The organism is Promicromonospora thailandica (assembly GCF_024171955.1).
Classification (GTDB): domain Bacteria; phylum Actinomycetota; class Actinomycetes; order Actinomycetales; family Cellulomonadaceae; genus Promicromonospora; species Promicromonospora thailandica.
Genome location: NZ_JAMTCS010000007.1, coordinates 113,868 through 139,212 on the forward strand (window position 1 = coordinate 113,868; position 25,345 = coordinate 139,212).

Annotated in this window: 19 protein-coding genes; 6 read left to right on the top strand and 13 right to left on the bottom strand. The window is 73.2% G+C overall.

From position 1 onward, the window contains the following. The first annotated feature begins 66 nt into the window (after positions 1 to 66). A complete protein-coding gene (locus APR03_RS12470) occupies positions 67 to 1,296 on the top strand; it encodes an MFS transporter (protein WP_253836083.1) in 1,230 nt (409 codons plus the stop codon). On the opposite strand, the gene APR03_RS12475 is transcribed toward APR03_RS12470, so the two are convergent. Next, positions 1,277 to 1,822, bottom strand: a complete 546-nt coding sequence (locus APR03_RS12475; RefSeq protein ID WP_253836084.1) for a septum formation family protein — start codon at positions 1,820 to 1,822, stop codon at positions 1,277 to 1,279. The genes APR03_RS12470 and APR03_RS12475 overlap by 20 nt on opposite strands. 231 nt (positions 1,823 to 2,053) lie before the next feature. Here APR03_RS12475 and APR03_RS12480 point away from each other — a divergent pair, with 231 nt between their 5' ends. Together APR03_RS12480 and APR03_RS12485 are read left to right on the top strand one after the other, a co-directional pair. After that, the gene (locus APR03_RS12480) at positions 2,054 to 3,361 is read left to right on the top strand and encodes an endonuclease/exonuclease/phosphatase family protein (protein ID WP_253836085.1); all 1,308 of its coding nucleotides are present in this window, start codon (positions 2,054 to 2,056) and stop codon (positions 3,359 to 3,361) included. A gap of 90 nt (positions 3,362 to 3,451) precedes the next feature. Next, on the top strand, positions 3,452 to 5,650 hold the full coding sequence (locus tag APR03_RS12485; protein ID WP_253836086.1) for a S9 family peptidase: 2,199 nt from the start codon (positions 3,452 to 3,454) through the stop codon (positions 5,648 to 5,650). Positions 5,651 to 5,687: 37 nt separating this feature from the next. On the opposite strand, the gene APR03_RS12490 is transcribed toward APR03_RS12485, so the two are convergent. The 7 genes from APR03_RS12490 to APR03_RS12520 form a co-directional block, all read right to left on the bottom strand. After that, the gene (locus APR03_RS12490; RefSeq protein WP_275977473.1) at positions 5,688 to 6,989 is read right to left on the bottom strand and encodes a glycoside hydrolase family 3 N-terminal domain-containing protein; all 1,302 of its coding nucleotides are present in this window, start codon (positions 6,987 to 6,989) and stop codon (positions 5,688 to 5,690) included. Between the two features lie 150 nt (positions 6,990 to 7,139). Next, complete coding sequence (locus tag APR03_RS12495; protein ID WP_253836087.1) at positions 7,140 to 8,240, bottom strand: threonine aldolase family protein; 1,101 nt, start codon at positions 8,238 to 8,240, stop codon at positions 7,140 to 7,142. An 83-nt stretch (positions 8,241 to 8,323) separates the two neighbouring features. Beyond that, positions 8,324 to 9,106, bottom strand: a complete 783-nt coding sequence (locus APR03_RS12500; RefSeq protein WP_253836088.1) for an ABC transporter ATP-binding protein — start codon at positions 9,104 to 9,106, stop codon at positions 8,324 to 8,326. Further along, positions 9,103 to 10,068 carry an ABC transporter ATP-binding protein gene (locus APR03_RS12505; RefSeq protein WP_372494852.1) on the bottom strand — a complete coding sequence of 322 codons (966 nt, stop codon included), beginning with the start codon at positions 10,066 to 10,068 and terminating at the stop codon, positions 9,103 to 9,105. Before APR03_RS12505 ends, APR03_RS12500 begins: the two co-directional genes overlap by 4 nt. Before the next feature lie 52 nt (positions 10,069 to 10,120). Further along, on the bottom strand, positions 10,121 to 11,107 hold the full coding sequence (locus APR03_RS12510) for a branched-chain amino acid ABC transporter permease (protein WP_253836089.1): 987 nt from the start codon (positions 11,105 to 11,107) through the stop codon (positions 10,121 to 10,123). A gap of 13 nt (positions 11,108 to 11,120) precedes the next feature. Continuing rightward, positions 11,121 to 12,527, bottom strand: a complete 1,407-nt coding sequence (locus tag APR03_RS12515) for a branched-chain amino acid ABC transporter permease (protein ID WP_253836090.1) — start codon at positions 12,525 to 12,527, stop codon at positions 11,121 to 11,123. Between the two features lie 368 nt (positions 12,528 to 12,895). After that, entirely contained in the window at positions 12,896 to 14,173 is a 1,278-nt protein-coding gene (locus APR03_RS12520) for an ABC transporter substrate-binding protein (RefSeq protein ID WP_253836091.1), read from the bottom strand. 377 nt (positions 14,174 to 14,550) lie between these two features. On the opposite strand from APR03_RS12520, the gene APR03_RS12525 reads away from it, so the two are divergent. Beyond that, complete coding sequence (locus tag APR03_RS12525) at positions 14,551 to 14,754, top strand: cold-shock protein (protein ID WP_036971009.1); 204 nt, start codon at positions 14,551 to 14,553, stop codon at positions 14,752 to 14,754. A 201-nt stretch (positions 14,755 to 14,955) separates the two neighbouring features. Continuing rightward, entirely contained in the window at positions 14,956 to 15,723 is a 768-nt protein-coding gene (locus APR03_RS12530; protein WP_253836092.1) for a hypothetical protein, read from the top strand. 15 nt (positions 15,724 to 15,738) lie between these two features. Here the strand turns inward: APR03_RS12530 and APR03_RS12535 are convergent, their stop codons facing one another. After that, a complete protein-coding gene (locus APR03_RS12535; RefSeq protein ID WP_253836093.1) occupies positions 15,739 to 19,518 on the bottom strand; it encodes a TM0106 family RecB-like putative nuclease in 3,780 nt (1,259 codons plus the stop codon). Positions 19,519 to 19,663: 145 nt separating this feature from the next. Between APR03_RS12535 and APR03_RS12540 the strand changes: the two genes are divergently transcribed. Beyond that, a complete protein-coding gene (locus APR03_RS12540; RefSeq protein WP_253836094.1) occupies positions 19,664 to 20,815 on the top strand; it encodes an excalibur calcium-binding domain-containing protein in 1,152 nt (383 codons plus the stop codon). A gap of 121 nt (positions 20,816 to 20,936) precedes the next feature. Here the strand turns inward: APR03_RS12540 and APR03_RS12545 are convergent, their stop codons facing one another. The 4 genes from APR03_RS12545 to APR03_RS12560 all read right to left on the bottom strand — a co-directional run bounded on the left by APR03_RS12545 (position 20,937) and on the right by APR03_RS12560 (position 25,175). Further along, complete coding sequence (locus APR03_RS12545) at positions 20,937 to 22,271, bottom strand: hypothetical protein (RefSeq protein WP_253836095.1); 1,335 nt, start codon at positions 22,269 to 22,271, stop codon at positions 20,937 to 20,939. Between the two features lie 2 nt (positions 22,272 to 22,273). Continuing rightward, entirely contained in the window at positions 22,274 to 22,888 is a 615-nt protein-coding gene (locus APR03_RS12550; RefSeq protein ID WP_372494869.1) for a SigE family RNA polymerase sigma factor, read from the bottom strand. A 299-nt stretch (positions 22,889 to 23,187) separates the two neighbouring features. Beyond that, positions 23,188 to 24,606 (bottom strand): hypothetical protein, encoded by a 1,419-nt coding sequence (locus APR03_RS12555; protein ID WP_253836097.1) that lies wholly within the window; start codon positions 24,604 to 24,606, stop codon positions 23,188 to 23,190. Next, positions 24,603 to 25,175 (bottom strand): SigE family RNA polymerase sigma factor, encoded by a 573-nt coding sequence (locus APR03_RS12560; protein ID WP_253836098.1) that lies wholly within the window; start codon positions 25,173 to 25,175, stop codon positions 24,603 to 24,605. The genes APR03_RS12555 and APR03_RS12560 overlap by 4 nt, the downstream gene beginning before the upstream one ends. Between the last annotated feature and the right edge of the window lie 170 nt (positions 25,176 to 25,345).

Here is a 25,345-nt window from a genome sequence, read left to right on the forward strand (position 1 = left end):
CGTGCCGCGCGTGAGCGCGACCGGCCGTCTTCGCCCGGCCCCCGATCCCGGACATCTGGAGAGTGCATGACCTCGAACCGGCCCACCGCGGCGACGGAGTTCGCCGCGGCCCCGGTGGACCAGCGCCGTGCGCTGGTCGCGCTCGTCGCGCTCTCGGTGAGCGCCTTCACCTTCGTCACGGCCGAGAACCTGCCGGGCGGCCTGCTCACGCTCATCGCCCCGGACCTGGGGCGCAGCACCTCCGAGATCGGGCTGCTGGTCACGGCGTACGCCGTCGTCGTCGTGGTGGCCTCCCTGCCGCTCACCCGGCTCACGCGCCGCTTCCCCCGCCGCTGGGTGCTGGCCGCGACCACCGCGGTCTGCGCCGTCGGCTCGCTCTGGTCGGCCCTCGCCGTCGGCTACGCGGACCTCATGGCCGCCCGCATGCTCACCGCACTGGGGCAGGCGCTGTTCTGGTCCATCGTCACGCCCGCCGCGGCCAGCCTGTTCGCCCCGGCCGTCCGGGGCCGGATGATCGCCCGGCTCGCCGTGGGCAACTCGCTGGCGCCGCTGCTCGGCGTGCCGCTCGGCACCTGGGTGGGCCAGCAGACGGGCTGGCGCACGGCGTTCCTGCTGTTCTCCGTGGTCAGCCTGCTGGCGTGCGTCACGATGGCGGTCGCCATGCCGCACGTCGACGCCGAGCAGAGCGGCACCGCGCGCGGCACCCACCCGAACCTGCGCCGGTTCGTGCTGCTCCTCGTCGTCACCGTGCTGCTCGTGACCGGCGGCTTCACGATGATCACGTTCGTCACGCAGTTCCTGCTGGAGACGGCGGGCTTCGCCGACCGCTACCTCAGCGCGCTGCTCCTGGTGCAGGGGTCCGCCGGCCTGGCGGGCACGCTGCTTATCGGCCAGGTGCTCGACAAGCGGCCGTGGCACACCATCGTCGTCGCGCTCGCCGCCCTCACCGGAGCGCTCGTGCTGCTGGGCACGCTCGGCCACGTCCCGGCCGTCGCCCTGGCGGGCCTCGCCCTGTTCGGGCTGGCGTTCAGCGCCGTGCCGCCGGCGCTGTCGTTCCTGTCGCTCCGCGTGGCCCCGGGCGCCACCGAGTCGGCGACCGCGATATCGAGCTCCGTGTTCAACATCGGGATCGGCGGCGGGGCTGCGCTCGGGGCGCTCGTGGTCGCCACGACGGGCATCGGCACCGTGCCGCTGGTGGGCGCGGCGTTCGTGCTGGCCGCGCTCGCGGTGCTCGTCACCGACCTGTGGACGACGACGCGCACCGCGGCGCGGAGGACTACTTCGCGGCGCCCTTGAGGGTGCCGGTCACGGGCTCCTCGGAGCTGATGACGCACTGCAGGGTGCGGTCGTCCCGCTGCTCCCACGTGTCCCGGGTCGGGTAGAAGCCGGTGTAGCCGTACTGCGACTCGTCGTAGGAGACGCCGACGAACGTGCCGAACTGCTCGTAGCACCACTCGTCGAACTTCTTCGCCATGCCCTCGTCGCCCGGGTACTCGTCGGTGTCCATGACCAGCTCGGCGAACACCTCGCCGGTGTGCGGGTCGGAGCACGGCACCACGGGGACCGTCTCGACCTCGTACTCCTCACCCTCCGTGGCCTCGCCGTACCCGTCGAGCGCCTCCAGGTCGATGCAGTCGCCCTTCAGGATCTGGAAGGCGTTCGCCTCGGCCGAGGCGGTGATCTCGCCGCCGGGCTCGTCGCGCGGCGCTTCGCCGCCCGACATGATCTCGTCGAGCACGCCGCAGCCGCTCAGCAGGGTCAGCGATACGGCGGCGGCAGCCGCGGCCGCCAGCAGGCGGGCGGGTCGGGCGGTACGGTTCATCGACTCTTCCTCAGGACGGGCCCGGCGGCGGGCACCGGGGCGGCACCAGCGGCCGCCCCGTGAAGGTACCGCCAGCCACCGACACGCCGGCCCCCAGGGCGCAACGATTCGATCACGACCGCGCCGACCAGGGTGTTCACGTGGCGTTCACCCCGGCGGGCCCGCCGGGATCTACGGTGGCTCACGCGGAGCACGACGTCCGCGGCACGACACCCCGACGAAGGAGCAGTCATGCGAGGCAGTACCCCCGGGCGCCTGACCGGCGCCGCCGCGGCGGCGGCCCTGCTGGCCGGCGCCGCCCTCGGCACCGCGGTCCCGGCCAGCGCGTCCGGCGTCCCCTCCGGTGCGGCGGACGGCGTCCGCCTGACGTCGGCGTCCGCCCACCGGGCCCACCCCGCGCCCCGCCACCGGGCCCTGCGCGTGGCCACGTACAACCTGTCGCTGAACCGGGCCACGGCCGGCGAGCTCGTCGCCGACCTGTCCACGGGCGACGACGCCCAGGCCGCCACGGTCGCCGAGGTGATCCAGCACGCGGACCCTGACGTCGTGCTCCTCAACGAGTTCGACTACTCCGCCGGCGCCGACCCCTACGCCGCCGCCGACCTGTTCCGCCAGAACTACCTCGAGGTGCCCCAGGGCACCGGCGAGCCCGTCGAGTACCCGTACGCGTTCGTGGCCCCGGTGAACACCGGCGTACCCAGCGGGTTCGACCTGAACAACGACGGCACCGTGGGCGGGGGCGACGACGCGCTCGGCTTCGGCCTGTTCCCCGGTCAGTACGGGATGCTCGTGCTGTCGAAGTACCCGATCCAGCACCGTGCGGTGCGTACCTTCCAGCACTTCCGGTGGCAGGACATGCCGGGCGCGCTGCTGCCGGACGACCCGGCAACCCCCGCTCCGGCCGACTGGTACTCGGCCGAGGAGCTCGCGGTGCTGCCGCTGTCGAGCAAGTCGCACTGGGACGTGCCCGTCCGCGTGGGCCGCGAGACGGTGCACGTGCTGGCCGCCCACCCCACCCCGCCGTCGTTCGACGGCGCGGAGGACCGCAACGGGCTGCGCAACCACGACGAGATCCGGTTCTGGGCCGACTACGTGCGCGGCGGGCGGCAGGCCCGCTACCTGTACGACGACGCTGGCCGGCGCGGCGGGCTGCGCCCGGGCTCCTCCTTCGTGGTCGCCGGCGACTACAACGCCGACCCGCTCGACGGCGACTCCGTGGACGCCGCGATCGGCCAGCTGCTCGACCACCCCCGGATCACCGACCCCGGCGCGACCTCGGCGGGCGCGGCCGAGGCCGCGGCGCTGCAGGCGGGCGCCAACCTCACCCACCGGGGCGACGCCGCGCTCGACACCGCCGACTTCGCCGACACGACCCCGGGCAACCTCCGCGTCGACTACGTGCTGCCCTCGCGCGACCTGCGCGTCCGCGGCGCCGGGGTGTTCTGGCCGGTCGCGGCCGACCCGCTGTCCCGCCTCACCGGCGTCTTCCCGTTCCCGAGCAGCGACCACCGCCTCACCTGGACGGACGTCACCCTCTGACCCGCTGGGTGCGGGATCTTCGCCCTCTGCGCACCGCGAACAGGGCGAGAATCCCGCACCCGGCGAGAGCCGCGCGGATAGGCTGACGCGGTGTCTGATGCACTGACATCCTTCGGGACCGAGTCCTCGGCCGGCGCGCCGCCCGTCACGCCGCGCCGCCCTGCCGAACGCACCTTCCACGGTGACACCTTCGTCGACGACTACGAGTGGCTGCGCGCCAAGGACGACCCCGAGGTGGTCGCCCACCTGGAGGCGCAGAACGCCTGGACCCTGGAGCGTCAGGAGCACCTCGCACCGCTGCGCCAGGCCGTGTTCGACGAGATCAAGGGCCGCACCCTGGAGACCGACCTCTCGGTCCCGTCGCGGGACGGCGACTGGTGGTACTACGCGCGGACGGTCGAGGGCCAGCAGTACCCGATCCACGCGCGCTACCCCGCGGCCGGACCGGACGACTGGACGCCGCGCGTGCTCGAGCCGGGTGAGCCCGTCCCGGGCGAGCAGGTGCTGCTCGACCAGAACGCCGAGGCGGACGGCCACGACTTCTTCGCGCTGGGCTCGCTCGACGTGTCCGAGGACGGCACGCGCCTGCTCTACGCCACCGACACGAGCGGCGACGAGCGCTACACGCTGCGCGTCCGCGACCTCGCCACGGGCGAGGACCTGACGGACGAGATCACGGAGACCGCGCCCGGTGCGCTGTTCGCGCCCGACGGCGAGCACGTCTTCTACCTCACCGTCGACGAGGCCTGGCGGCCGTGGCGCGTGTGGCGGCACCGGCTCGGCACGCCGGGGTCGGACGACGTCGTGGTGTTCGAGGAGCCGGACGAGCGCTACTGGGTGGGCGTCGGCCTGTCCCGGTCGAAGAAGTACCTGCAGATCGAGCTCGGGTCCAAGGTGACGAGCGAGTCGTGGCTGCTGGAGTCGGACGACCCGACCGGCGAGTTCCGGGTGGTCTGGCCGCGCCGCGAGGGCGTCGAGTACTCGGTGGAGCACGCGGTGCTGCCCACCGCGGCCGGCCCCGAGGACACCCTGTTGATCCTGCACAACCAGGACGCGCTGAACTTCGAGCTCGTCAGCTCGCCGGTGCCCGCACCGGGCGGGAAGGTCACGCCGGAGGAGGCCACCGTCGTCGTGCCGCACGACCCCGCGGTGCGCCTGGAGGGCGTGAGCGCGAGCGAGCGCTACCTGGTGCTCTACTACCGCCGCGAGGCCATCTCGCGGTCGGCCGTGCTGCAGCTCCCCGCGAGCGGTCCCGTCACCTGGGACCTCCAGGAGATCTCGTTCGGCCAGCCGCTGGAGTCCGTCGGCGCGGGCGTGGGCGTGTGGGAGCAGCCCAACCTCAAGGTGGGCTACACCTCGTTCGTCACGCCCCAGTCGCTCTACCTCTACGACGTGGCGTCCGGCGAGCGCACGCTGCTCAAGCAGCAGCCGGTGCTCGGCGGCTACGACCCGGGCGACTACGACCAGCGCCGCGAGTGGGCGGTGGCCGAGGACGGTACGCGGGTACCGATCTCGCTGGTCTGGCGCCGGGACGCGGTGCGCTTCGCGGAGGGGGCGGACGCGCCCGCCGAACCCGCGCCCCTGCTCCTGTACGGGTACGGCGCGTACGAGTACTCGATCGACCCGTACTTCTCGGTGGCCCGGCTGAGCCTGCTGGACCGGGGCGTCGTCTTCGCGGTCGCGCACGTGCGCGGCGGCGGCGAGATGGGCCGCGCCTGGTACGACGACGGGAAGCTCGGCGCCAAGCGGAACACCTTCACGGACTTCGTGGCCTGCGGGCGGCACCTCGTCGGATCGGGCTGGACGGCGTCCGACCGGCTGGTGGCCGACGGCGGCAGCGCGGGCGGCCTGCTGGTGGGCGCCGTCACGAACCTGGCGCCGGAGCTGTTCACCGGGGTGCTGGCGGGCGTGCCGTTCGTGGACGCGCTGACCTCGATGCTCGACCCGTCCCTGCCCCTGACCGTGACCGAGTGGGACGAGTGGGGCGATCCGCTGCACGACCCCGAGGTGTACGCCTACATGCGCTCGTACACGCCGTACGAGAACGTGGCCGACGACGCCGCGCACTACCCCCGCGTGCTCGCCACCACCAGCTTCAACGACACCCGCGTGCTGTACGTGGAGCCGGCCAAGTGGATCGCCCGGCTGCAGGCCGCCGGCGCGCCCGCGATGCTCAAGATCGAGATGTCCGCCGGGCACGGCGGCGTCTCGGGGCGCTACTCCGCCTGGGAGCAGATCGCGTTCGAGCATGCCTGGGTGCTGGACGTGCTGGGGCTCGCCGACCGCTGACACACCGCGTGGGCGGGCCCGCCCGCCCACGCATGCGTCAGAGCCCGGCCTTCGCCGCGACGACCCGGGCCGCCGCCGCGTCCACCTTCGCGGCGAACGCCGGGTCCTCGCGGGCCGCCGCCAGGAGCGCGTCCACCATGGCGGGTGCCACCGACGGCTTCGCCGAGGCGAGCACCAGGTCCACCCCGGCGTCCACGGCGCGGACCGCACGCTGCCCGGCCGGCACGCCCGTGACCTGGACCGCCGCGGACAGGTCGTCGGAGATGATGACGCCGTCGAACCCGAGGTCCCGCACCAGGCCCACGGCCCGGGGGCTGAACACCGCGGGCGCGTCGGGATCGATCCGCGTGTAGACCGCCGACGACATCATCACCAGGCCGGAGCCCGCCGCGATGCCGGCGTCGAACACGTCCACCGACGGCGCGTCCGGACCGGTCACCGTGTCCGTCACCCCCGCGGTCGTGTCGGTGTTGGCGGTGACGCGGCCCAGCCCGGGGAAGTGCTTGATCGAGGTCTGCACCCCGGCGTCCCGCTGGCCCATGGCGAACGCGTTGCCGTGCGCGACCACCGACTCGGCGGTGAAGCCGTAGTTCCGCCCGAAGACGCCGATGGGCGGGTTGGCCTGCGCCGATGCCTGGGGCACGAGGTCCATCACCGGCGCGAGGTTGAGGTTCACCCCCGCGGCGGCGAGCTCCTGCCCCCAGGTGCGGGACCGGGCACGCAGGTCGGCCGGGTCGAGCCCGGCCTGCTCGACCGCGCTCGGGATGTCGCTGAAGCCCTGGCCGCGCAGCACCTGCACCGCGCCACCCTCCTGGTCGGTCGCGACGAACAGCGGCTGCCGCTCCTGCGCCGCGGCGTCGACGGCGGCGTCGACCAGGTTCTTCACCGGCTGCCGCCCCGCCTGGGTACGGCCGTGCAGGAAGACGCCGCCGATGTGGTCGTCGCGGATCATGTCGAACGTGGGCTGGAACGGGCCCTTGACCGGCAGGCCGACCATGACCACCTGCCCGACCTTCTCCTCCAGGGTCCAGCCGGCCACCAGCGAGAGGTCGGGGTCGCCCGGCGCGGCGGGCTGCTCCGTGGGCCCGGGCTCCGTGGTCGGACCGGGTTCGGGGGGCCGCACGGACGGCGAGGCGGACGGTGACGGTGACGGCGGCGCCGGGTCGGACGGCGACGGCGAGCCGCCGCTGGGCCGGGCACTCGACTGGCCGCTGGACTGGGCGGGCCCGGGCAGCGCCGTCGGGTCGGGTTCCGTGCCGGGGCCGGCGCAGCCGGCGGTCAGGGCCGCCACCGCGAGGACCGCTGCGGCGGCGAGGCCGAGCGGGCGAAGACGAGTCATGACACCCAGTGTCGACCCGCGGGGCCTGGGATGTGCAATCCGGCGCGACGACGCTCCGCTCCATCCCCTTCGAGACCGAGGTTTCTTCGCTTTGAGGCGGCTCAGAGCGAAGAAACCTCGGTCTCGAAGGGGATCAGCGGACGGGCGGGGTCAGAGCGACGCCGCGACGCGCGCCACGAAGCCGTCGACGTCGGCCTCCGTCGTGTCCCACGCGCACATCCAGCGCACCTCGACGCGGTCGGCGGTCTCGCCCGGGGCCCAGTCGTAGAACCGCACGTCGGCGCGCACCCGGTCGGCCGCGGCCCGCGGGAGCGTCGCGAACACCACGTTCGCCTCGGTGGGCCGCGTGACCCGGACGGCGCTCTCGGCCGAGGTCAGGCCCGCCGACCCGAGGCCCGCACGCAGCCGGGCCGCCATCGCGTTGGAGTGCTCGGCGTTGCGCAGCCACAGCGGCGCCTCCGGCCCGGCGCCCGACGTCGGCGTGCCGGGCTCACCGAGCAGCGCCAGGAGCTGCGCCGACACGAACCGGGTCTTCGACGCCAGCTGCATCGTGGCCTTGCGCAGGTACGGGACGGCGGCGGCCGGCCCGGTGGCGCCGTCGTCGTCCGACAGGGCCACCACCGCCTCGCCGAGCATGCCGCCGTTCTTGGCCGCGCCGAGGGACAGGATGTCCACGCCGACGTCGGTGGTGATCTCCCGGAGGCCGACGCCGAGCGTGGCCGCCGCGTTGGCCAGGCGCGACCCGTCCATGTGCACGCGCAGGCCGGCGGCGTGGGCGGCGTCGGCGAGGAGCTTGAGGTCCGCCACGGAGTAGACCGTGCCGAGCTCCGTGACCTGGGTGAGGCTGAGCACGGCGGGCTGGGCGCGGTGCACGTCGCCGAGGTCGCCGGCCCAGCGGTCGACGGCGTCGGGCCCGATGCGGCCGTGCGTGCCCGGGACGGTGAGGAGCTTGAGGCCGCCCACCCGCTCGGGTGCGCCGTTCTCGTCGGTGTGGACGTGCGCGACGTCGCTCGCGACCACACCGCCCCAGCGCGGCGTCACGGCCATGAGGCTCACGACGTTCGCCCCGGTGCCGTTGAGCACGGGGAAGATGCGGGCACGGTCGCCGAAGACCTCGGCGGCGCGCACCTGGAGACGGGCGGACACAGGGTCGTCGCCGTAGGAGACGGCGGCGCCGTCGTTGGCCGCGACGACGGCGGCCATGACTTCGGGGTGGACGGGGGCGTAGTTGTCGGAGGCGAGCTGCAGCACCCTCCGATTCTCCTCCTCTCCACGACGTGTCAGACCCTCAGGTCACCGGGGTGACCTGAGGGTCTGAGACGTTGCGGAGTGGGTCAGGAGGCCTTGTCGACGTCCTCCGCCAGGGTGCCCAGGTACAGGGAGATCACCTTCGGGTCGGCCTGGAGCTCGCGGCCGGTCCCGGTGTGCGCGTCCTTGCCCTGGTCGAGCACGTAGCCGCGGTCGCAGATCTGCAGGCAGCGCCGTGCGTTCTGCTCCACCATGACCACGGACACGCCTGCCTTGTTGATCATCCGGGTGCGCAGGAACGTCTCGTCCTGCCGCACCGGCGACAGGCCGGCCGACGGCTCGTCGAGCAGCAGCACCGACGGGTTCATCATGAGCGCGCGGGCCATGGCGACCATCTGCCGCTCACCGCCGGACATGGCGCCCGCCCGCTGCGAGCGCCGCTCGCCCAGGGTGGGGAACAGGTCGGTGATGAACTCGAACCGCTCCGCGAACGCCTGCGGCCGCAGGTAGACGCCCATGCGGAGGTTCTCCTCGACGGTGAGCGAGGGGAACACGTTGTTGTTCTGCGGCACGAACCCGACGCCCTGCGACACGAGGGTGTTGGCCTTCTGGTTCGTGATGTCCACGCCGCCGAGCGTGACGGACCCGGACCGCACGGTGACGAGGCCGAACAGGGACTTCAGCAGCGTCGACTTGCCGGCGCCGTTCGGTCCGATGATGCCGACGAGCTCACCCTTGGCGACCTCGAGGTTGCACCCGTTCAGGATGTTCACGCCGGGCAGGTACCCGGCCACGATGTCGGTGGCCTTCAGCAGCACCTCGCGCTTCTCGGCGGTGGGTGCGGCGGCGGGCGCGGCTGTCTCGGTCATCGCTTCTCCTCCTCGGCCTCGAGCCGGGCCAGCACCGCGGGGTCGAGCAGCGAGTCGTCCCCGAGGTCGGTGTCGTGGTGGGCACCCAGGTAGGCGTCCACGACCGCCTGGTCCTGCATGACGGCGGCGGGCGGACCCTCGGCGACGATCCGGCCCTCGGCCATCACCACCACCCAGTCCGAGATGTGCCGCACGGCGTGCATGTCATGCTCGACGAACAGCACGGTCATGCCGTCGTCGCGCAGCGCCTGGATGTGCCCCAGCAGCGACTGGACCAGGGCCGGGTTCACGCCGGCCATGGGCTCGTCGAGCATGATCATGGTCGGGTCCGTCATGAGGGCCCGCGCCATCTCCAGCAGCTTGCGCTGGCCGCCGGAGAGCGACCCCGCGAAGTCGTCCTTCTTGGCGTCGAGCTTGAACCGGGAGAGGATCTCGAGCGCCTTCTCGGCGTTCCTCTTCTCCGTGCCGGACCACAGCGGCTTCACGAGGGAGGCGAAAAGGTTCTCGCCCGGGTTGTCCATCGCGGCGAGCTGCATGTTCTGCAGCACCGTCAGCCGGGACAGCGCCTTGGTGAGCTGGAACGTGCGCACCATGCCGTTGCGGGCGACCTTCGCCGCGCTGATCCCGGCCAGGGACTTCCCCTCGAAGGACCACGAGCCCTGGTTGGGCTTGTCGAAGCCGGTGAGCAGGTTGAAGAAGGTCGTCTTGCCGGCACCGTTGGGGCCGATCAGGGCGGTGATGACACCCCGCTGGACCTCGAGGTGGTCGACGTCGACGGCCGTCATGCCGCCGAACCGCCGCTGCACGCCGTCGGCGACCAGGATCGTGTCCGGCTTGCTGACGCCGACCGTGGGCTCGACCGTGGCGAGCACGTGCTCCGCCGCCTTGGCGGCCGCGGAGTCGCTGCGCTCGACGGACTCGAGCGCCTCCACGGTGCTCTCCGGCTCTGTCACCTCAGTCACGTCGTTCTCCGTCGTCTCAGGGAGCGTCTCAGGGGGCGTCTCGGGGAGCGTCTCATCGGGCATCGAAGGCGAGCTCCTTCTTGTTCCCCAATATTCCTTGCGGCCGGAAGATCACCAGCAGCATCAGCGCGAGGCCGACCACGAGGCCACCGATGTTCTCGACCTGGTCGGGTGCGAGCGTCCCGGCCATGCCCTCGCGCATGCCGGCGCGCAGCAGCATGAAGACGGCCCAGAAGAGCATCGCGCCCAGCACGGGCCCGAACAGCGTGGCGGCGCCGCCGAGCAGCAGCACGGTCCAGACGAAGAACGTCATCGAGCGGGCCATGCCGTCGGGCTGCACCGCACGGGGCAGCACGTAGATGATGCCGCCCAGCGAGCCGAGCACACCGCCCAGCACCAGGGCCTGCATCTTGACGGCGTAGACGTTCTTGCCGAGGGCGCGCACGGCGTCCTCGTCCTCGCGGACGCCCTTGAGGAGGCGGCCCCACGGGCTGCGGGTGAGCAGCCAGACGACGAGCAGGGCCAGTGCGACCAGCGACCAGCCGACGATGCGGACCCACCAGGAGTCCGACCCGTTGTTGAGGTACTCGAACGGTCCGATCGCGGTGCGCCCGTCCGGCAGGGGCGACAGCGCGGCGAACGTGTCCTTGAACTCGTTGCCGCGCAGGCCGGCCTGGCCGCCGGTCCACTCGGCGAGGCCGCTGGAGCGGCCGAGCATGCGGATGATCTCGGCGGCGGCGATCGTGACGATGGCCAGGTAGTCACCGCGCAGCTTCAGCGTGGGCATACCCAGGATCAGCGCGAACAGGATGCTGGCGACCAGCGCGACGAGGACGGCGAGCCACAGCGGCGAGCCGGCGATCGTCGAGATGGCGAACCCGTAGGCGCCGAGCAGCATGAAGCCCGCCTGGCCCATGTTGAGCAGCCCGGTGTACCCGAAGTGCAGGTTGAGGCCGATGGCGGCCAGGACGTAGGCGGCGGTGGTCGGCGCGATCAGCTCGCCGGCCGCTTGCGTGAGGATTCGGCTCAGTTCTTCCATGGGAGTTGTCCTTTCAGCCGATCCGCTCGCGCCGGCCGAGGAGGCCCTGGGGCCGCAGCAGCAGGACGAGGATCAGGATCGCGAGCGCCGTGGCGTAGCGGAGGTCGTTCGGCATGCCGGGGATGAGCGGCGACATCTCGACGACGATGCCGATGACCATGGAGCCGGCCAGCGCGCCGTAGGCGGTGCCGAGGCCACCCAGCGTCACGGCGGCGAACATCAGCAGCAGCATCTGCATGCCGGTGTTCCAGCCGAACGTGCCGACGGACAGGCCGTACATGAGGCCCGCCAGGCCGGCGAAGCCGGTGGACATGGTCCAGACGATGCGGATGATCTTGTCCGGGTTGATGCCGGTGGCGGACGCGAGCGCGGGGTTGTCGGACACGGCGCGCGTGGCCCGGCCGATCCGGGTCCGCGTGAGGAACCAGCCGATGAACAGGATGGCCACGACCGCGACCCCCATCGAGGCCCAGGACCACGTCGAGAGCGTGATACCCGCGATCGTCATCGAGGTCGGGTTGGTGCTCAGGATGCGCTCCGAGCCGTTGCCGATCATGAGCTGGATCGTGTACTGCAGGGTCAGCGAGAGGCCGATCGTGATGATCATGAGCTGCGTCAGCGGGGTGCCGCGGCGGCGGAGCGGCTTCCACAGGACGACGTCCTGCACGAAGCCGGTGGCCGTGCAGATGGCCACCGCGAGGAGCGCGGCCGGCCAGAAGGGCAGGCCCCACATGTTGATCGCGATGAACGCGAACACCGCACCGAGGGTGAACTGCTCGCCGTGCGCGAAGGTCGACAGGCCGGTGGTGCCGTAGATCAGGCTGATACCCACCGAGGCCAGCGCGAGCAGCAGGCCGAGGCGGATGCCCAGCCCGAACTTCTGCCAGGCGTTCGCGAAGGAGAAGCCGCCCGAGGTCGCCTCCTGCTCCTCACCCGCGGCGGGCGTCTCGGCGCCGCCGCCCGAGGTCGCGGTCTCGTCCGGTTCGGACGACGGCCCGGCCGCCGGCTGGTCGCCGAGGATGATCGCGCCGCGCGCGGTGGCCCCGGTCTGCGCGGTCACGGCGATCTCGGGCGGGTCCGGGAACAGCCCGTCCGGCACGGACGCCTCGTCGACCGCGATCGTGTAGCCGCCGACCGTGGGCACCGCCACGGACACGGGACCGTCGGCGGTGGTGACCACCTCGGCCTCGAAGTCGCTGCCCGTGATGGTCACGGTGACGTCCGGGACGAAGTCGCGGTTCTCGTCCATGACGACGGCCGCGACGCAGGCCGTGGTGCTGTCGGATGTGCAGTCCGTCGCGACGGGCGCCGTGGCTGCCATGGCGGGCGCCGCGGCGAGCAGGGCCGGGAAGGCCGCTGCCGCGAGCGTGGCCACGAGCCTGCCCGCGGCCGTCGCGAGGTTCGGTCGGTCGGCTGTCATCTGCCGGGTCCTCCGTCGGTTCTGGTGTGTGGTGCCCCGAGGTCTCGGTGCCGCACGACGCCACCTCGATTTAGCCCGGCTTAACCAGGCCTGCATCAAACTGATGGCATCAGCGTGCCGGAAGTGTAGCCGCACCATGTGTCACGGATTACACGTGTCGTGTGACACACGGTTTCCGAGGCTGTACAGGGAGGCGTCGGATCGATCCGCGTCGTTGCGGATCCGGCGGCGCACGCCTGTCGGACACCAGGTGGCGGGCCCCGTGTCCGGTTCGCTCCCCGCGATGGTCGCGGTTCGACAACGATCAGGCCCGGCCGCCCCAGAGGGCGGCCGGGCCTGGTCGTCGTGCGGTGCTCCAGGGCTGGTCGTCAGCCCTCGACCGAGCCCTCGACCGCCTTGGTCCAGACGATCCCGTTCTTGTCGTCGTACTCGTAGACACCGATGAACGCGGACGACGGGTCGTTGTCCTCGTTCAGCGCGCCGATGCCCGACTGTCCCTTGTATGCGATCTCGTCGCCCGCCTCGAGCGCCTCGACGCCCTCCTCGAACGTCGAGACCTCGGTGGCACCCTCCTCCGAGCCGGAGACCGCACGGATGTTGTCCGCGAGGGTCTGGCCGTCGGTGCCCTCACCACGGACAGCGGCGAGCGCGACGAGGATGGCGGCGTCGTAGGACTCAGCCGCGTACGCGTAGTCCGTCAGCTCCTCGCCGGCGTCCTCCTCGTACCAGGCGTTCAGCCGCTCCTTGAAGTCGTCCGGGGCGTCGGCGCCGGGGATGGTGCCCTTGACGCCCTCGAGCGTGCCCGGGTCGAAGTCCTTCGAGTAGTCGGCGGTGTTGCCGTCGCACAGGTACGTCTTGCCCGCGAACTCCCAGTTCTGGGTGACCAGCTCGGCGATGGCCGCCTTGGTCTCCTCGAACGCGAAGATGGCGATGGCGTCCGGCTTGGCCGCCAGAGCGTCCGAGACCACGTTGGCGAAGTTGGTCTCCGCCTGCGCGAACTCGGTGCCGTCACCGGTGCCGCCGTAGACGACCTCACCGCCGCCGGCCTCGACGGCCTTCTGCACGTTGTCGCGCAGACCGGTCGCGTAGTCGTCCTGCATGGTCAGGAAGGCGACCTTCTGGTGGCCGTCCTCGAGCATGAGCGAGCCGAGCGCCGAACCCTGGACCGTGTCCGGCGGGGCCGTCCGCGCGAACAGCGGCGAGTACCCGGACAGGGTCGTCGACGTGTTGGCGGGCGACACCTGCAGCACGCCGGCCTCGGTGACCGAGTCGACGACGTTCAGGGTCACGGTCGACGACGCCGCGCCGATGATGGCGTTGACGTCCTGACCGAGCAGGTCGGTGACCGAGTTGGTCGACACCGCGAGGTTGTCGCCGTCACCGGAGTCGGCGCTGGCGATCTCGACGTCGTTGCCGAGCACGCCACCGGCCTCGTTGATGTCGGCGACGGCCATACCGACACCCGCGACCTCGGGCGGGCCCAGGTAGGCCAGGTTTCCGGTGAGCGGGAGCAGGGTGCCGATCTTCAGCGGATCGGCGTCGCCCTCTGCTTCGCCGCCTCCGGACGTGGTGGCGCAGGCCGAGAGGCCCACGCTGAGGACTGCCGCGACCGCGAGCCCGCGAGCCGCCGTGGAACGTCGAATCATTTCTGCTGGTCCCCTTCGAGCGGGAGTGAACCTGACGCGGCAACTTGCCTCGTCGTGGCGATGAACGTAGTCACCTTGTGTGACGCTGGTGTGTCTAGTCCGTCACACCACCTCGATCGTTACGAGGATGTTACCCGGGCATGCAGCGCCCATGAATCCGGGTGAATTCGGGCGCGAGGCGCGGCCAAAACGGCGCAAATGCAGGGCTGGAATGCGTACAGCGAATGGTGACGCACTCGACGCGGGCGATTTGCGCGACGGGCAGGTAGAGTTGTCTGCGTTGCAGTGCCTCGATCGTTCTTCCAAGAGATGACGACGACACCGTGATTACAGCGATCCCGACGGTCGGGGTCGTCGCATCTTGCAAGGAGCAGTACATGGCATTCGGAACCGTCAAGTGGTTCAACGCCGAGAAGGGCTTCGGGTTCATCGCGCCCGAGGACGGTGGGCAGGACGTGTTCGCCCACTTCAGCGCCATCCAGTCGAGCGGCTACCGCTCGCTCGAGGAGAACCAGCGCGTCGAGTTCGACGTGAAGCAGGGCCCCAAGGGCCTGCAGGCGGAGAACATCCGCCCGATCTGATCCCTTCAGAATCTTCGCGGCCAGCGCGCTGAGCTCTCCGAGCCGGCGCCGGTCGCACGCTGACGGCCCGGCCACCTCCCTGAGGTGGCCGGGCCTTCGCACGTCCGGGTTCCGGCCTGTCGACCCGGAACCACGGGACGGCGCTGGGCGTTCCCCTGTCTGGACCGTCATCCACGCGTCACTCCTACGAAGGACGAGATCATGGGCTTCCTCGACCGACTGCTCGGCCGCGAGCCGCGCGACCAGATCCCCGGCATGTACCAGGGCGGCGGAGCGCCGCGCCAGCAGTACCCGCCGGCGCAGACGCCCGCCTACGGCACCGCCCCGGCCTCCGGCTCCGCCGCGAGCACCGGACGCAGCGAGGACGAGGTGGCGATCGAGCGGTACCGCTACCTGCTCCGCACCGCCCCGCCGGACCGGGTCGAGGAGGCGCACGCCGAGGCGTTCGCGCAGCTCACGCCCGAGCAGCGCAGCCAGGTGCTGGCCCAGCTCAGCGAGACCGTCCCGCCGGGCGAGCGCGCGACGTCCGACGACCCGCGCGACCTGGCCCGCATGGCGACCCGCGCCGAGATGCGCAACCCCGGCACCCTGGAGCGCAACTTCGGGCAGAGCCGCGGCCCGGGCTTCGGGTCGATGCTCGGCGCGAGCATGCTCGGCACCATCGGCGGCATGGTGATCGGCTCGGCCGTGGCCGACATGATGTTCGGCAGCTCGTTCGGCGACCCGAGCCAGGACTTCGCCGGTGGCGAGGAGGGCGGCGAGGCCGGCGGCGCCGAGGAGGCCGGGGCCGAGGGCGGCGACCCGGGCGCGGAGGCCGGCGACGCGGGCGCAGAGCCGGTCGAGGCCGCGGGTGCCGAGGGCGGCGACGCGGGTGGCGACGCCGGCGGCGGGTTCTTCGGTGACATGTTCGGCGGCGGGGACTTCGGGGGCGGCGACTTCGGCGGGGGCGACTTCGGCGGGGAGTTCTGACCCGACGGCGGCGCGTCAGCCCCCGATGAGGCGGAGGAACCCGCCCAGCTCCAGGAGCCGGCGCACACCGTCCGCGTCCAGGTCCCCCGGCAGGTAGTCGGTGAGCCGTGGTGACGAGATCACCACGGCTCGCCACTGCGCCCGGGACACCGCCACGTTGATCCGGTTGCGCGACAGCAGGAACCCCATCCCCCGGGAGACGTTCTCGGGCGCCGAGGCGGCCAGCGTCAGGATCGCCACCGGCGCCTCCCGGCCCTGGAACATGTCGACCGTGCCCACGGGAACGCCCCCGAGCCCGGCCGTGCGCAGCGCCTGGCGCACGAGGTGCACCTGGGCGTTGTAGGCCGCGACCACCACGACGTCGTCCGGGCCGAGCGGACGCGGCGCGCGGTCCGCGCCCGGCACCCAGGCCCGCCCCAGCACGTGCTGCACCTGGCGCACCACCTCGGCCGCCTCCTCGGGAGACGACGTCGACCGTCCCTCATGGGTCACGGGCACGTGCACGACGCCCGGCGCCACCCCGTCCAGCGACCGGGTGGTGGTCACCGGGTGGGCCGAGAGGCGGTCGGCGTACGCCAGGCGGGACACCGCCGCGCAGACCTCCGGGTGCATCCGCCACGACTCGGGCAGCAGGTAGCCCAGCCCGTCAGGCAGCACCGCGCTGCCCCCGGCGAGCCACGCGAGCGCGGACTCGTCGACCGGCTCCGGGTGCCTGCCCTGGCTGACCTGCGGCAGCTGCTGCGGGTCGCCGAGCAGGAGCAGCCGCCGCGCGGCCCGGGCCACGGCGACCGTGTCCGCCAGGGAGAACTGGCCTGCCTCGTCGACGACCAGCAGGTCCAGCCCCTCAGCGGGCCAGCGCGCGTGCGCGAAGTCCCAGGCGGTGCCACCGGCCACGCAGCCGCCGGTGCTCTGGGCGACGAACTCGGCGAGCTTCTCGCCGCCCAGCTCCTGCCAGGGCTGCGGCGCCTCGTCTCCGGTCGCCGCGGACCGCCGCTTCTTGGCCACCCGGTCGGCCGGCACGCCCGCCTTCCGGACGAGGGCGGTCAGCATGTTCTCGACCGCCGCGTGCGACTGGGCCACGACGCCCACGCGCCAGCCGGCGGCCACCAGGCGGGCCACCACCTGCGAGCCGACGTGCGTCTTCCCGGTCCCCGGCGGGCCCTGCACCGCCAGGTAGGACCGGTCGAGCCGCTCGACCGCGGCGTGCACCGCACCCTCCAGGTCGAACCCGTCGCCCTCCCCCGGCTCCGGCAGGGGCCCGCCGTCGACGAGCCGCGGCGGGCGACGACGCAGGAGGTCGACCGCCGCGCCGTCGGGCAGGGTGCGGTCCGCGTCCCAGGTGGCGAGGGCCGCGCGAGCCGCGTCCTCGGCCGCCTGCTCCTGGGCGTCGTGCCCCGGCCCTGCCTGCGGCGCGAGCGCCACCGGGGGCTGGTCGTGCGGATCTGCGCTGCCGGACAGCCGCTCCCGCAGCACCACCACGTCGAAGCCCCGTGTCAGGCCGTCCTGGTCACCCTCGTCCAGGTCGCGCACCTCCACGATCAGGCCACCGGGGTGCTCCCCGCGCACGGCGCGCGCGGTCAGCTCGTCCGCACCGCGGGGCAGCGCCACGGGCGGCACCGGCTGGTCGTACAGCACATGCACGCCGTCGCCCGCGCCGAGGTCGGACCCGTCGACCCGCGACCCGTCCAGCATGCGGCCCACGAGCTCGAGATCCCGCGTCGGTCGGCGGTCCCGGCCCACCACGTCCCAGTCCCGCAGCACGGTCGTTCGTTCCACGTGGAACGTCGACCGGCGGCCGGGCCACTCGTCCAGGGGCAGCTCCAGCCGGGCGTAGTGCTCCTGCCAGAACGGCTTCATCTCGCGCTGGTAGTAGCCGACCGCGGCACCCAGCAGGGCCAGCGCCTGCACCTCGAGCGACCGCTCCCCCCGGTTCTCCCCCACCCGTGCGGCGATCTCCGCGCCCAGCGCGAGCCGTCGGTCGCGGCTCTCGCGCCGTGCCGCGGCCCGCGCGGCCGCGGCGTCATCGGGCGACTGCGCAGCGGCCGGGCCGCCCGGTTCGGCTCCCGCCGCCGCAGCCGGAGCCTGGTCCGGGAGCGCGTACGCGCGCGCCTCCGTCCCGGGCCCCGCCTGCGCCCGGGCGGTCCGCAGCCACTCCAGCAGCCGGAGCGTCGAGCGGCAGTCGTACTCGTTGTAGTCGAGGATGCGCTGCCGCAGGCCCGCCGCGCGCTCGTCCCCCTCGGCCGCCAGCTTCGCGTACTCGGCGTACTCCGTGACCGACGCCGTGGCGCTCGTGACCCCCTCGCGTGCGGGATCGTCCTGCATGTAGAGGGGTTCCAGCCTCTTGATCGACTTCGACCGGTTCGAGATGCGCAGGCAGGAGCGCACCACCGCGTAGAGGTCCACGAGCACACCGTCGCGCAGCAGCTGGTCCACCTCGTCCTCGTACACCCCGTGCCGTGCGGCGATGGAGAGCAGGTGCGTCTTCTCGTAGGCCGCGTAGTGGTAGACGTGCAGGTCGGGGTAGGTCGCCCGGCGTTCCGTCAGGTAGTCGACGAACCGGACCAGGGCGTCGCGCTCGCCCGCCAGGTCGTCGGCCCAGAGTCCGTGGAACGGCGGGCGGACGTCGCCGGGACCCGGCCGCTCGACCCAGCCGAAGAGGTAGTCGAGACCCATGGCGGGCGCTTGGTCGTCCCCGGGCAGCCGTCCCGCCTCCCAGAGCGGGTCGCCCTCGAAGTCGAAGAAGACGTCGCCCGGGCTGGGGGCCGGCAGGCGGTCGATCGCCTCCGTGCCGATCAGCTGCCAGCGCAGCCGGGCGTCGGGCCCGTCCGGGTCGGTGCCGTCGGGCAGGCCGTCGAGCGCGACCGACCCGTCGCCGTCGTCCAGCCCGAGCTGGAGGCGAGCCTGGGCGCGGAGGTCGGCGAAGCGTCCGGCCGCCATGCCGTCGGGCGGCTCGTCGGCCGTCGCGAGCGCGTCGATCGTGGTGATGCCGGCCGCGGCCAGCCGGAGACGCTGCCTGCCGTAGACGCCGCCGACGAGCAGCACGTCCCGCTGTGCCGCGGCCGCCTCGGCGCAGTCCGGGCAGTCGCGGAGCCTGCCGCACGCGAGGTAGCGCTCGTCGTCCCAGCGCACCGGGGCGTCGTCGGCCACGTGGCTCTCGAGCACGTCGAGCAGCCGGGCGCGCCGACGGCGGAACACCGGCATCAGGTCGGCGAGGCGGTGCGACGTCGTCTCCCCGGTGCCGAGCACCAGGTGCACCTGGTCGGTCGGGTCCACCCGGGCCGCGGTCAGCTGGTCGGCGTAGGCGGCGAGCTGGAGCAGGGCCCGCACCTTGGTGCGGCGCGCCAGCTTCGAGTCGTGGACCGCGTACCGGAGCGGTCCGGCGAGCGGGTCCCGCACGAGGAAGTCGGCCCGGCCGTGGAACCGACCGTCGAAGAAGGACGCCTGGTAGACGACGTCGGCCCCCTGTTCCAGGGCGGCCAGCGTGCGGGAGTGCGCGTCCGTCAGGTCCGCCCAGGACATGCGGCGCGCCGGTGCCACCTCGAGCACACCGCCGGCCCGGCCCGGCTCGGCTCGACCGTGGGCGCGCACGTGCGCCGCGAGCACGCGCCGTTCGTGGTCCTCACCGAGGGCCGCCGTGCGCGCGAGCATCGCGTCCTCCTCGCGCGGCCGGCGGGGGCTGCGGCCGAGCAGCTCGTCGAGGCGCCGGAGCAGGCGGAACTCGCACTCGCCGGCGGTCACGAGATCGCTCGCCGAGTGCACCAGGGTGCCCGCGTCGTCACGCTCCAGGAGGAACATGTCCCCAGGTCTACCAGTGACCTCTGACACGAGCACGCTACTGTCGTGCTCCGCAGGCAGTAGATATGTCCGGTTCGACCTCGCGTTCTGGCGCCGAACCGCCTGGATGGCCGATAGTGGGGCCGACCGTATCGAAGGAGCAACCATGCCCGTGCGCTTCAACCCGCCCCCGGGTTGGCAGGTGCCCCCGGGATTCCGACCCGACTCCGCCTGGGCGCCCGACCCCTCGTGGCCGCCGGCACCGCCCGGCTGGAACTACTGGGTCGACACTCCCCAGACCGACGTCCCCCGCGCGGCGGCGCCCCCCGCACCGCCCGCACCCCCCGCGGCCGCCGACCCGGCGGCCGGTCCGCTGACCGGCACCGAGGCCGGGGCGGACACCCGCACCGTGGCGATCCAGGTGATCGACGCGCCGCCCGCCCGTCCGGCCGCCGCACCACCCCCGGCCGCTCTGCCCCCCGCCGAGGCGATGGGCTCGACCATCACGATGGCCCCCGTCAGCGCGCCGCCCGGTCCGCCCCGGCCGGGCTCCGGGCCGCAGCCGGTGTACCCGCCGCAGCCAGGTTCGGCACCGCCGCCTCCGCCCGCGGCGGAGCCCCGCAAGAACCCGACGTCCGGAGTGCTCGCCGCCCTCAAGAACCTCGGCGGCAAGAACCCGGCGACGGCGCCTGCGGCCGCCGGCCCGGGCCCCCTGAGCATCCCGCTCGGCATCGACGACGCGAACCAGCACGCCCCGCGCGGGCCGGTGCCCGTCGCGGCCGTGCCCCCGGGCGAACGGGGCGCGGGCGGGCGCAAGAACGGTTCGCGCGGCCCGGGGGCCGGCCTCATGGTCGCCATCGCCGTGGCCGGACTGGCGCTGGGCGTCATCATCGGCGTCGTGGTCACCGCGGGCCAGCAGGCCGACGCGAACCAGGCGATCGCCGACGCGCAGAGCGCCCAGGCCGGCTTCGACGAGCAGGCCGCCGACATCGAGGCGCAGGCCACGCAGGTCAAGAAGCAGCGCGACGAGGTGGCGGCCCGCGAGCAGGCCCTGGGCGAGCGGGAGGCTCAGCTCGAGGAGCGCGAGAAGTCGCTCGAGCAGCAGGAGCAGCAGCTCGAGGAGCAGCAGCAACAGCAGCAGGAGAACGACTGGGACGACGGCGGCAACGGGGGCGGCAACAACCCCGGCACCGTCTTCTACTGGAACTGCGACGCGGTCCGCGCGGCGGGCGCCGCCCCCCTGGCCGCCGGTCAGCCGGGCTACCTGCCGCACCTCGACCGCAACAACAACGGCGTGGCCTGCGAGGACGGCGAGTAGGCCACCCGAGCCCCGCACAAGAAAAGGAGCGGGCCGAGGCAGATCCCCAGACTCTGCCTCGGCCCGCTCGGGTGTTCCCGGCCCACGCCATCTCCCCAGACGAGACGTGGGCCGGGAAGTCTTATCCCCCGAAGAGACCCTCCAGGAGTGCGCCGAGCCCCAGCGGGTCGCTGTCGTCCTCGTCGGGCGACGTGCTCTGCGTCGGGGTCGGGTCCGCCGGCCTCGGCGAGACCTCGCCGTCGGGCTGGACCTCGCCGGTCGACGCGAGCTGCAGCGCCTCGCTCAGGTCGATGAGGCACAGCCGCCACACGGCGGCGTCGACGCCCTCGGGCGCGCGCCAGAACGACGTCCCGGCGAGCTGCGGCGGCGCCGTCCAGCCCGTGCCGGTGCGCCGCGCGACGCAGGCCTCCATCGCGGCGACCTCGTTCGCCTCCGCGTTCTCGACCAGCATCGGGGCGAGCTCCGCCACCATCGGGGCGGGCTTCGCGGGCTTCGGTGTGCTCACCTCGTGCGCGGCGACGTCGTGGATGACCGCGCACTCCGGCGACGTGCTACGGCACCAGGAGGCGCTCCAGGTGCCCTCCTTGGCGTACACGAAACCGCGCGGCTCGGCGGTCTCGCGGTCCACCTGCAGCACCCGCATCCACACGCTGCCGTCGCCGAGCACGTCGAACGGCGTGACCGGCAGCGACGAGCCGGGCCGGGCCGCGCCGGCGTCCGGTGACGCGGGCGCCCCCTGCGCGCCCGCGGCACCATCGGCCTGCGGGTCGTCGAAGACCAGGTGCTGCACCCCCTCCGTCGCTGCGGAGGAGAAGCCGAACACGAGGGCCGGCCCGCCGTCGGCGGGCAGGACCATCGCGTCGGACGTCACGCCGCGCCAGAGCAGCGTCCCGCCGAGGTTGCCCTGGCGCAGGTTCTGCAGGGCGGTGTCGCCGCCCGCGAGCAGCTCCAGGTCGGTCGCGCTGTGGCGACCGTCGATCTTCGCGAGCGTCACGACCGCCAGGTAGCGCGTGCCGCCCCCGGCGGGCAGGCCGAGATCCAGCACCACGGTGTCGGCGTCGACGCGGTACGTCGCCGGCCGCACCACCGACTGCACGCCGGGCACGAGGTAGACGGCCTCCGCCTCCGGCGCCGCCGAGGGCAGGTCCGTGGGCGAGGGTGCGGGCGGCTCGACGTCGACGCCCTCCTCGAGGATCGACGGCGGCTCGGCGCTCGGCGACACCTCCACGGGTGCGCTGCTCCACAGTCCCGGGATCCCCGGGAGCGCGCCCGCCGCACCTGCCCCCGCCGTCGCGAGCGCCAGCGTGGACGCCAGCGTGACGGAGGCCCGCCGGGCGGTGTGCTTGCGCCGGCTGGTGCGCAGGACGTCGTCCAGGTCCAGCGTCGACGCGGGTACCGCCGCGTGCGCCGAGTCGCGCAGCCGGGCGACGAAGTCGTCGTCGGAGTGGTGGTTCATGGTCATCGGATCCCGCCCAGGGCGTCGACGTCGAGGATCGCGCGCAGGTGGGCGAGGCCGCGCGAGGCCGTGGACTTCACGGTGCCGAGCGGGATGCCGAGCTCGCTGGAGACCTCCGACTCCGACAGGTCCAGGAGGTGGCGGAGCACGACGACGCGCCGCTGCTTGAGCGGCAGCCGCAGGAGGGCACGCACCACGGCGTCGCGGTCGTCGACCGTGCGGGTGGGCGTCCGGGCGGCTCGGGGCTCGGCGACGTCGTCCTGCGGCAGCTCGTCCGGCCCGGTCAGGATCTCGCGCCGGGTGCGGCGCCAGGTGTCGATGCGCAGGTTGGCCAGCACGCGCCGGGCGTACACCAGCGGGTCGCCCTCGCGCGCCTTGTGCCAGTGGCGGTAGCAGCGCTCGAAGGTCTGCTGGGTGAGCTCCTCGGCGCGGTGCGCGTCACCGCTGAGGAGGAAGGCCATCCGGTGGAGGGGGTCCTTGGCCTCTCGCATGAACGCGGTGAACTCTTCGTTCTTCGAGGTCGTGGCGTTCCTGCGCGCGTGAGTGGCCCGAGGCCGATCTGTCCGCACGGGCAGCGAGGCTACGTCATCGGCGCCGTCCGCCCCACCCCGAACCACGGTGAGTGGCCTGGTGGCGGGCGCGGACGGGACGTCGGTGGTGGTGGGGGTGGAAGTCGTGGTGGATGAGGAGTCTGGGGTGTTCTGCTCGGTGGTCACGGTCTCCAGGTCGTCCGCAGAGCTGGAGTCGGCGCGCACGACGCGCAGCACCACGGGCCGGTGGGCCCGTGGTTCTGGCGCCAGTGGGCGCGGACTCGTGACTGTCACGAACGGAACACGGCCCGGCCAGGGCGAAGGTTCCATCCAATTTTCGGATGTCTCCCTCGCCCCGGCCGGGCCGCGGCGTACCGGGTCCGGGGTCAGCGCCGGAAGTCGAGCGTCCCCAGGAAGGAGTGCAGGTCCCGCAGGCCCTGCTCGGTGCCGTCGAACTCGACCACGAGGAACAGGTTCTCGCCGCGGTCCTCCTGGTGGATGTAGATGTCCACCCAGTAGTAGTCGGGCTCGCCGTCCGCGTTGTAGACGGTGGGGATCACCTCTGCGTAGTCGGCACCGGGCACGTCGATCATCTGGGACCGGGGCGCGTCCATGGTGCGGGTCCACCAGAGCCCACCGGGCTTCCCGCCCTGCACGTACACCCGCTCGGGCGACTCGACGTCCTGGGCGGCACGCTCCTTCTCCTCGGGAGTGGCGTCCGTCCACCGCGCCAGCGCCTCGGCGTCGACGCCCGGCTCCACGTGCGTGACCGTGGGGCCCGTCCACTCGACGCCCGGGGAGAACTCGCCCTCGGTCGGCTCGCTCGTCCAGCCCGGCGGGACCGCGAACCGCAGTCCGTTGTGCTCGGTCTCGACCCAGCCGGCCGGCACGCCGTGCTCGATCGCGTCGAGCACCGGCGTCGAGAACTGGGGCTGGTACCAGTCGGGTTCGCCCGCCTCCTTGAGCCAGAGGTTGCCGACGAAGTCGCGCAGCATCGTCTCGCCCGTCGCGCCGGCCGGGAACCGGGTGTCGATGACCCAGCCCTCCTCGCCGCTGCGGATCCGGATGGTCGCCGGGCGCACGCCGCCCTCGCGCTCGTGCTGCTCGATGACCACGAGGTCCGCACCCTCGATGTCGAGGGTCGTGGCACCCGAGTCCCGCGCCGGCACCGTCCAGCCGGCCACGTCGAAGACGTTGCGCAGCTCGATCGTGGCGTCCATGTCGTCGATGGTCCCGTCCTCGCCGAGACCGCCGGCCCGCGGGTGGTCCGGGTCGAGCCAGCCGGCCACCCCGCCCGCGTTGACGTCGCCGACCGCGATCCAGCCGCCCGCCGGGACCTCGTACCAGAGGCCGCCGAGGATGTACGGCGCGTGCGCCCCGTTCTCGACGACGCCGCGCTCGACGTCCGGCAGCACGGGCAGCTCCCCGTCCCCCGTGCGCAGGTACCGGCGCGGCTCCTTGCTCCGGTCGGACGACGGCGCCGCCGACGGCGCCTCGGACCGGCTGGGCACCGCGGACGGCGACTCGGCCGGGGCGGACTGGACGGCCGACCGGTCGTCGCCCGGCAGCGGCTGCCGCTCGCCGAGGACGGTCGCCGTGGCGCCGATGCCCGCACCCAGGAGGGCGAGCGCCGCGGCTCCTGCCGTCACCGCGACCACGACGCGGCGGCGCCGGACATTCCGCACCGCCCGCACCGCCATGGTGGTCGGGTCGAGCGAGTGCGGCGGCTCGATGGTCGTGCTCGCGGCACGCAGGTCGGCGAGCATGGCCGCGTCCTTCTTCGCGTTGATGTCGTGGACGCTCATGACCGGCTCCCTTCGCCGTCGGCCACCAGCGCGCGGAGGCGCGCGAGGGCTCGCGAGGCCGTGGACTTGACGGTACCCGCCGAGATGCCGAGCTCGGCGGCGGTGTCGGACTCGGACCGGTCCAGGAGGTAGCGCAGCACGACGACCCGCCGCTGCTTGACCGACAGCGCCATGAGTGCCCGGACCAGCCGGTCCCGTTCGGCCACCTCGGCGTCCGACGCGGGCGTGCTCCGGTCGCCGAGGGCGGTGCCCGGGTCGTCCGTCAGCACCTCGCGGCGCGTGCGCCGCCAGGTGTCGATCCGGGCGGTCGCCAGGACCCGGCGCGCGTACGCGAACGGGTCGCCGTCGCCCACCTTGCGCCAGGCCTTGAACGTGCGCTCCAGGGCGAGCTGCACCAGGTCCTGCGCGCGGTGCGGATCGCCGCACAGCAGGTAGGCGATCCGGTACAGGGCGGGGGTGCTGGCCTGCGCGAACGCCGTGAAGTCGGCCACCGGGTCCACGCCGCTGCGGATGACGGCGATCTCCCCGCTCCGTGGTTGTACCTGGGGACCCACCGCGACCTCGCTCATCCGGGGTACCGCCCTCGTCCGTGGCCGGTACCCCGCCCCGGCGCCGGCTGGCGGCGCACCGCGCGCCGCATCCTCTGCGTCATGCACCATAGACGCAGCACGGGGCCCGCGGGGTTCCGCCCGTGCGCGAACTGTTTCTTACGAACCGCTGACGGCCGCGCGCGCCACGG

Coding starts and splice junctions, on each gene's coding strand:
- APR03_RS12515 (WP_253836090.1), bottom strand. CDS start 12,527: ATGACAGCCGACCGACCGAACCTCGCGACGGCCGCGGGCAGGCTCGTG.
- APR03_RS12475 (WP_253836084.1), bottom strand. CDS start 1,822: ATGAACCGTACCGCCCGACCCGCCCGCCTGCTGGCGGCCGCGGCTGCC.
- APR03_RS12500 (WP_253836088.1), bottom strand. CDS start 9,106: ATGACCGAGACAGCCGCGCCCGCCGCCGCACCCACCGCCGAGAAGCGC.
- APR03_RS12520 (WP_253836091.1), bottom strand. CDS start 14,173: ATGATTCGACGTTCCACGGCGGCTCGCGGGCTCGCGGTCGCGGCAGTC.
- APR03_RS12535 (WP_253836093.1), bottom strand. CDS start 19,518: ATGTTCCTCCTGGAGCGTGACGACGCGGGCACCCTGGTGCACTCGGCG.
- APR03_RS12560 (WP_253836098.1), bottom strand. CDS start 25,175: ATGAGCGAGGTCGCGGTGGGTCCCCAGGTACAACCACGGAGCGGGGAG.
- APR03_RS12510 (WP_253836089.1), bottom strand. CDS start 11,107: ATGGAAGAACTGAGCCGAATCCTCACGCAAGCGGCCGGCGAGCTGATC.
- APR03_RS12490 (WP_275977473.1), bottom strand. CDS start 6,989: ATGACTCGTCTTCGCCCGCTCGGCCTCGCCGCCGCAGCGGTCCTCGCG.
- APR03_RS12525 (WP_036971009.1), top strand. CDS start 14,551: ATGGCATTCGGAACCGTCAAGTGGTTCAACGCCGAGAAGGGCTTCGGG.
- APR03_RS12470 (WP_253836083.1), top strand. CDS start 67: ATGACCTCGAACCGGCCCACCGCGGCGACGGAGTTCGCCGCGGCCCCG.
- APR03_RS12530 (WP_253836092.1), top strand. CDS start 14,956: ATGGGCTTCCTCGACCGACTGCTCGGCCGCGAGCCGCGCGACCAGATC.
- APR03_RS12545 (WP_253836095.1), bottom strand. CDS start 22,271: ATGAACCACCACTCCGACGACGACTTCGTCGCCCGGCTGCGCGACTCG.
- APR03_RS12540 (WP_253836094.1), top strand. CDS start 19,664: ATGCCCGTGCGCTTCAACCCGCCCCCGGGTTGGCAGGTGCCCCCGGGA.
- APR03_RS12555 (WP_253836097.1), bottom strand. CDS start 24,606: ATGAGCGTCCACGACATCAACGCGAAGAAGGACGCGGCCATGCTCGCC.
- APR03_RS12480 (WP_253836085.1), top strand. CDS start 2,054: ATGCGAGGCAGTACCCCCGGGCGCCTGACCGGCGCCGCCGCGGCGGCG.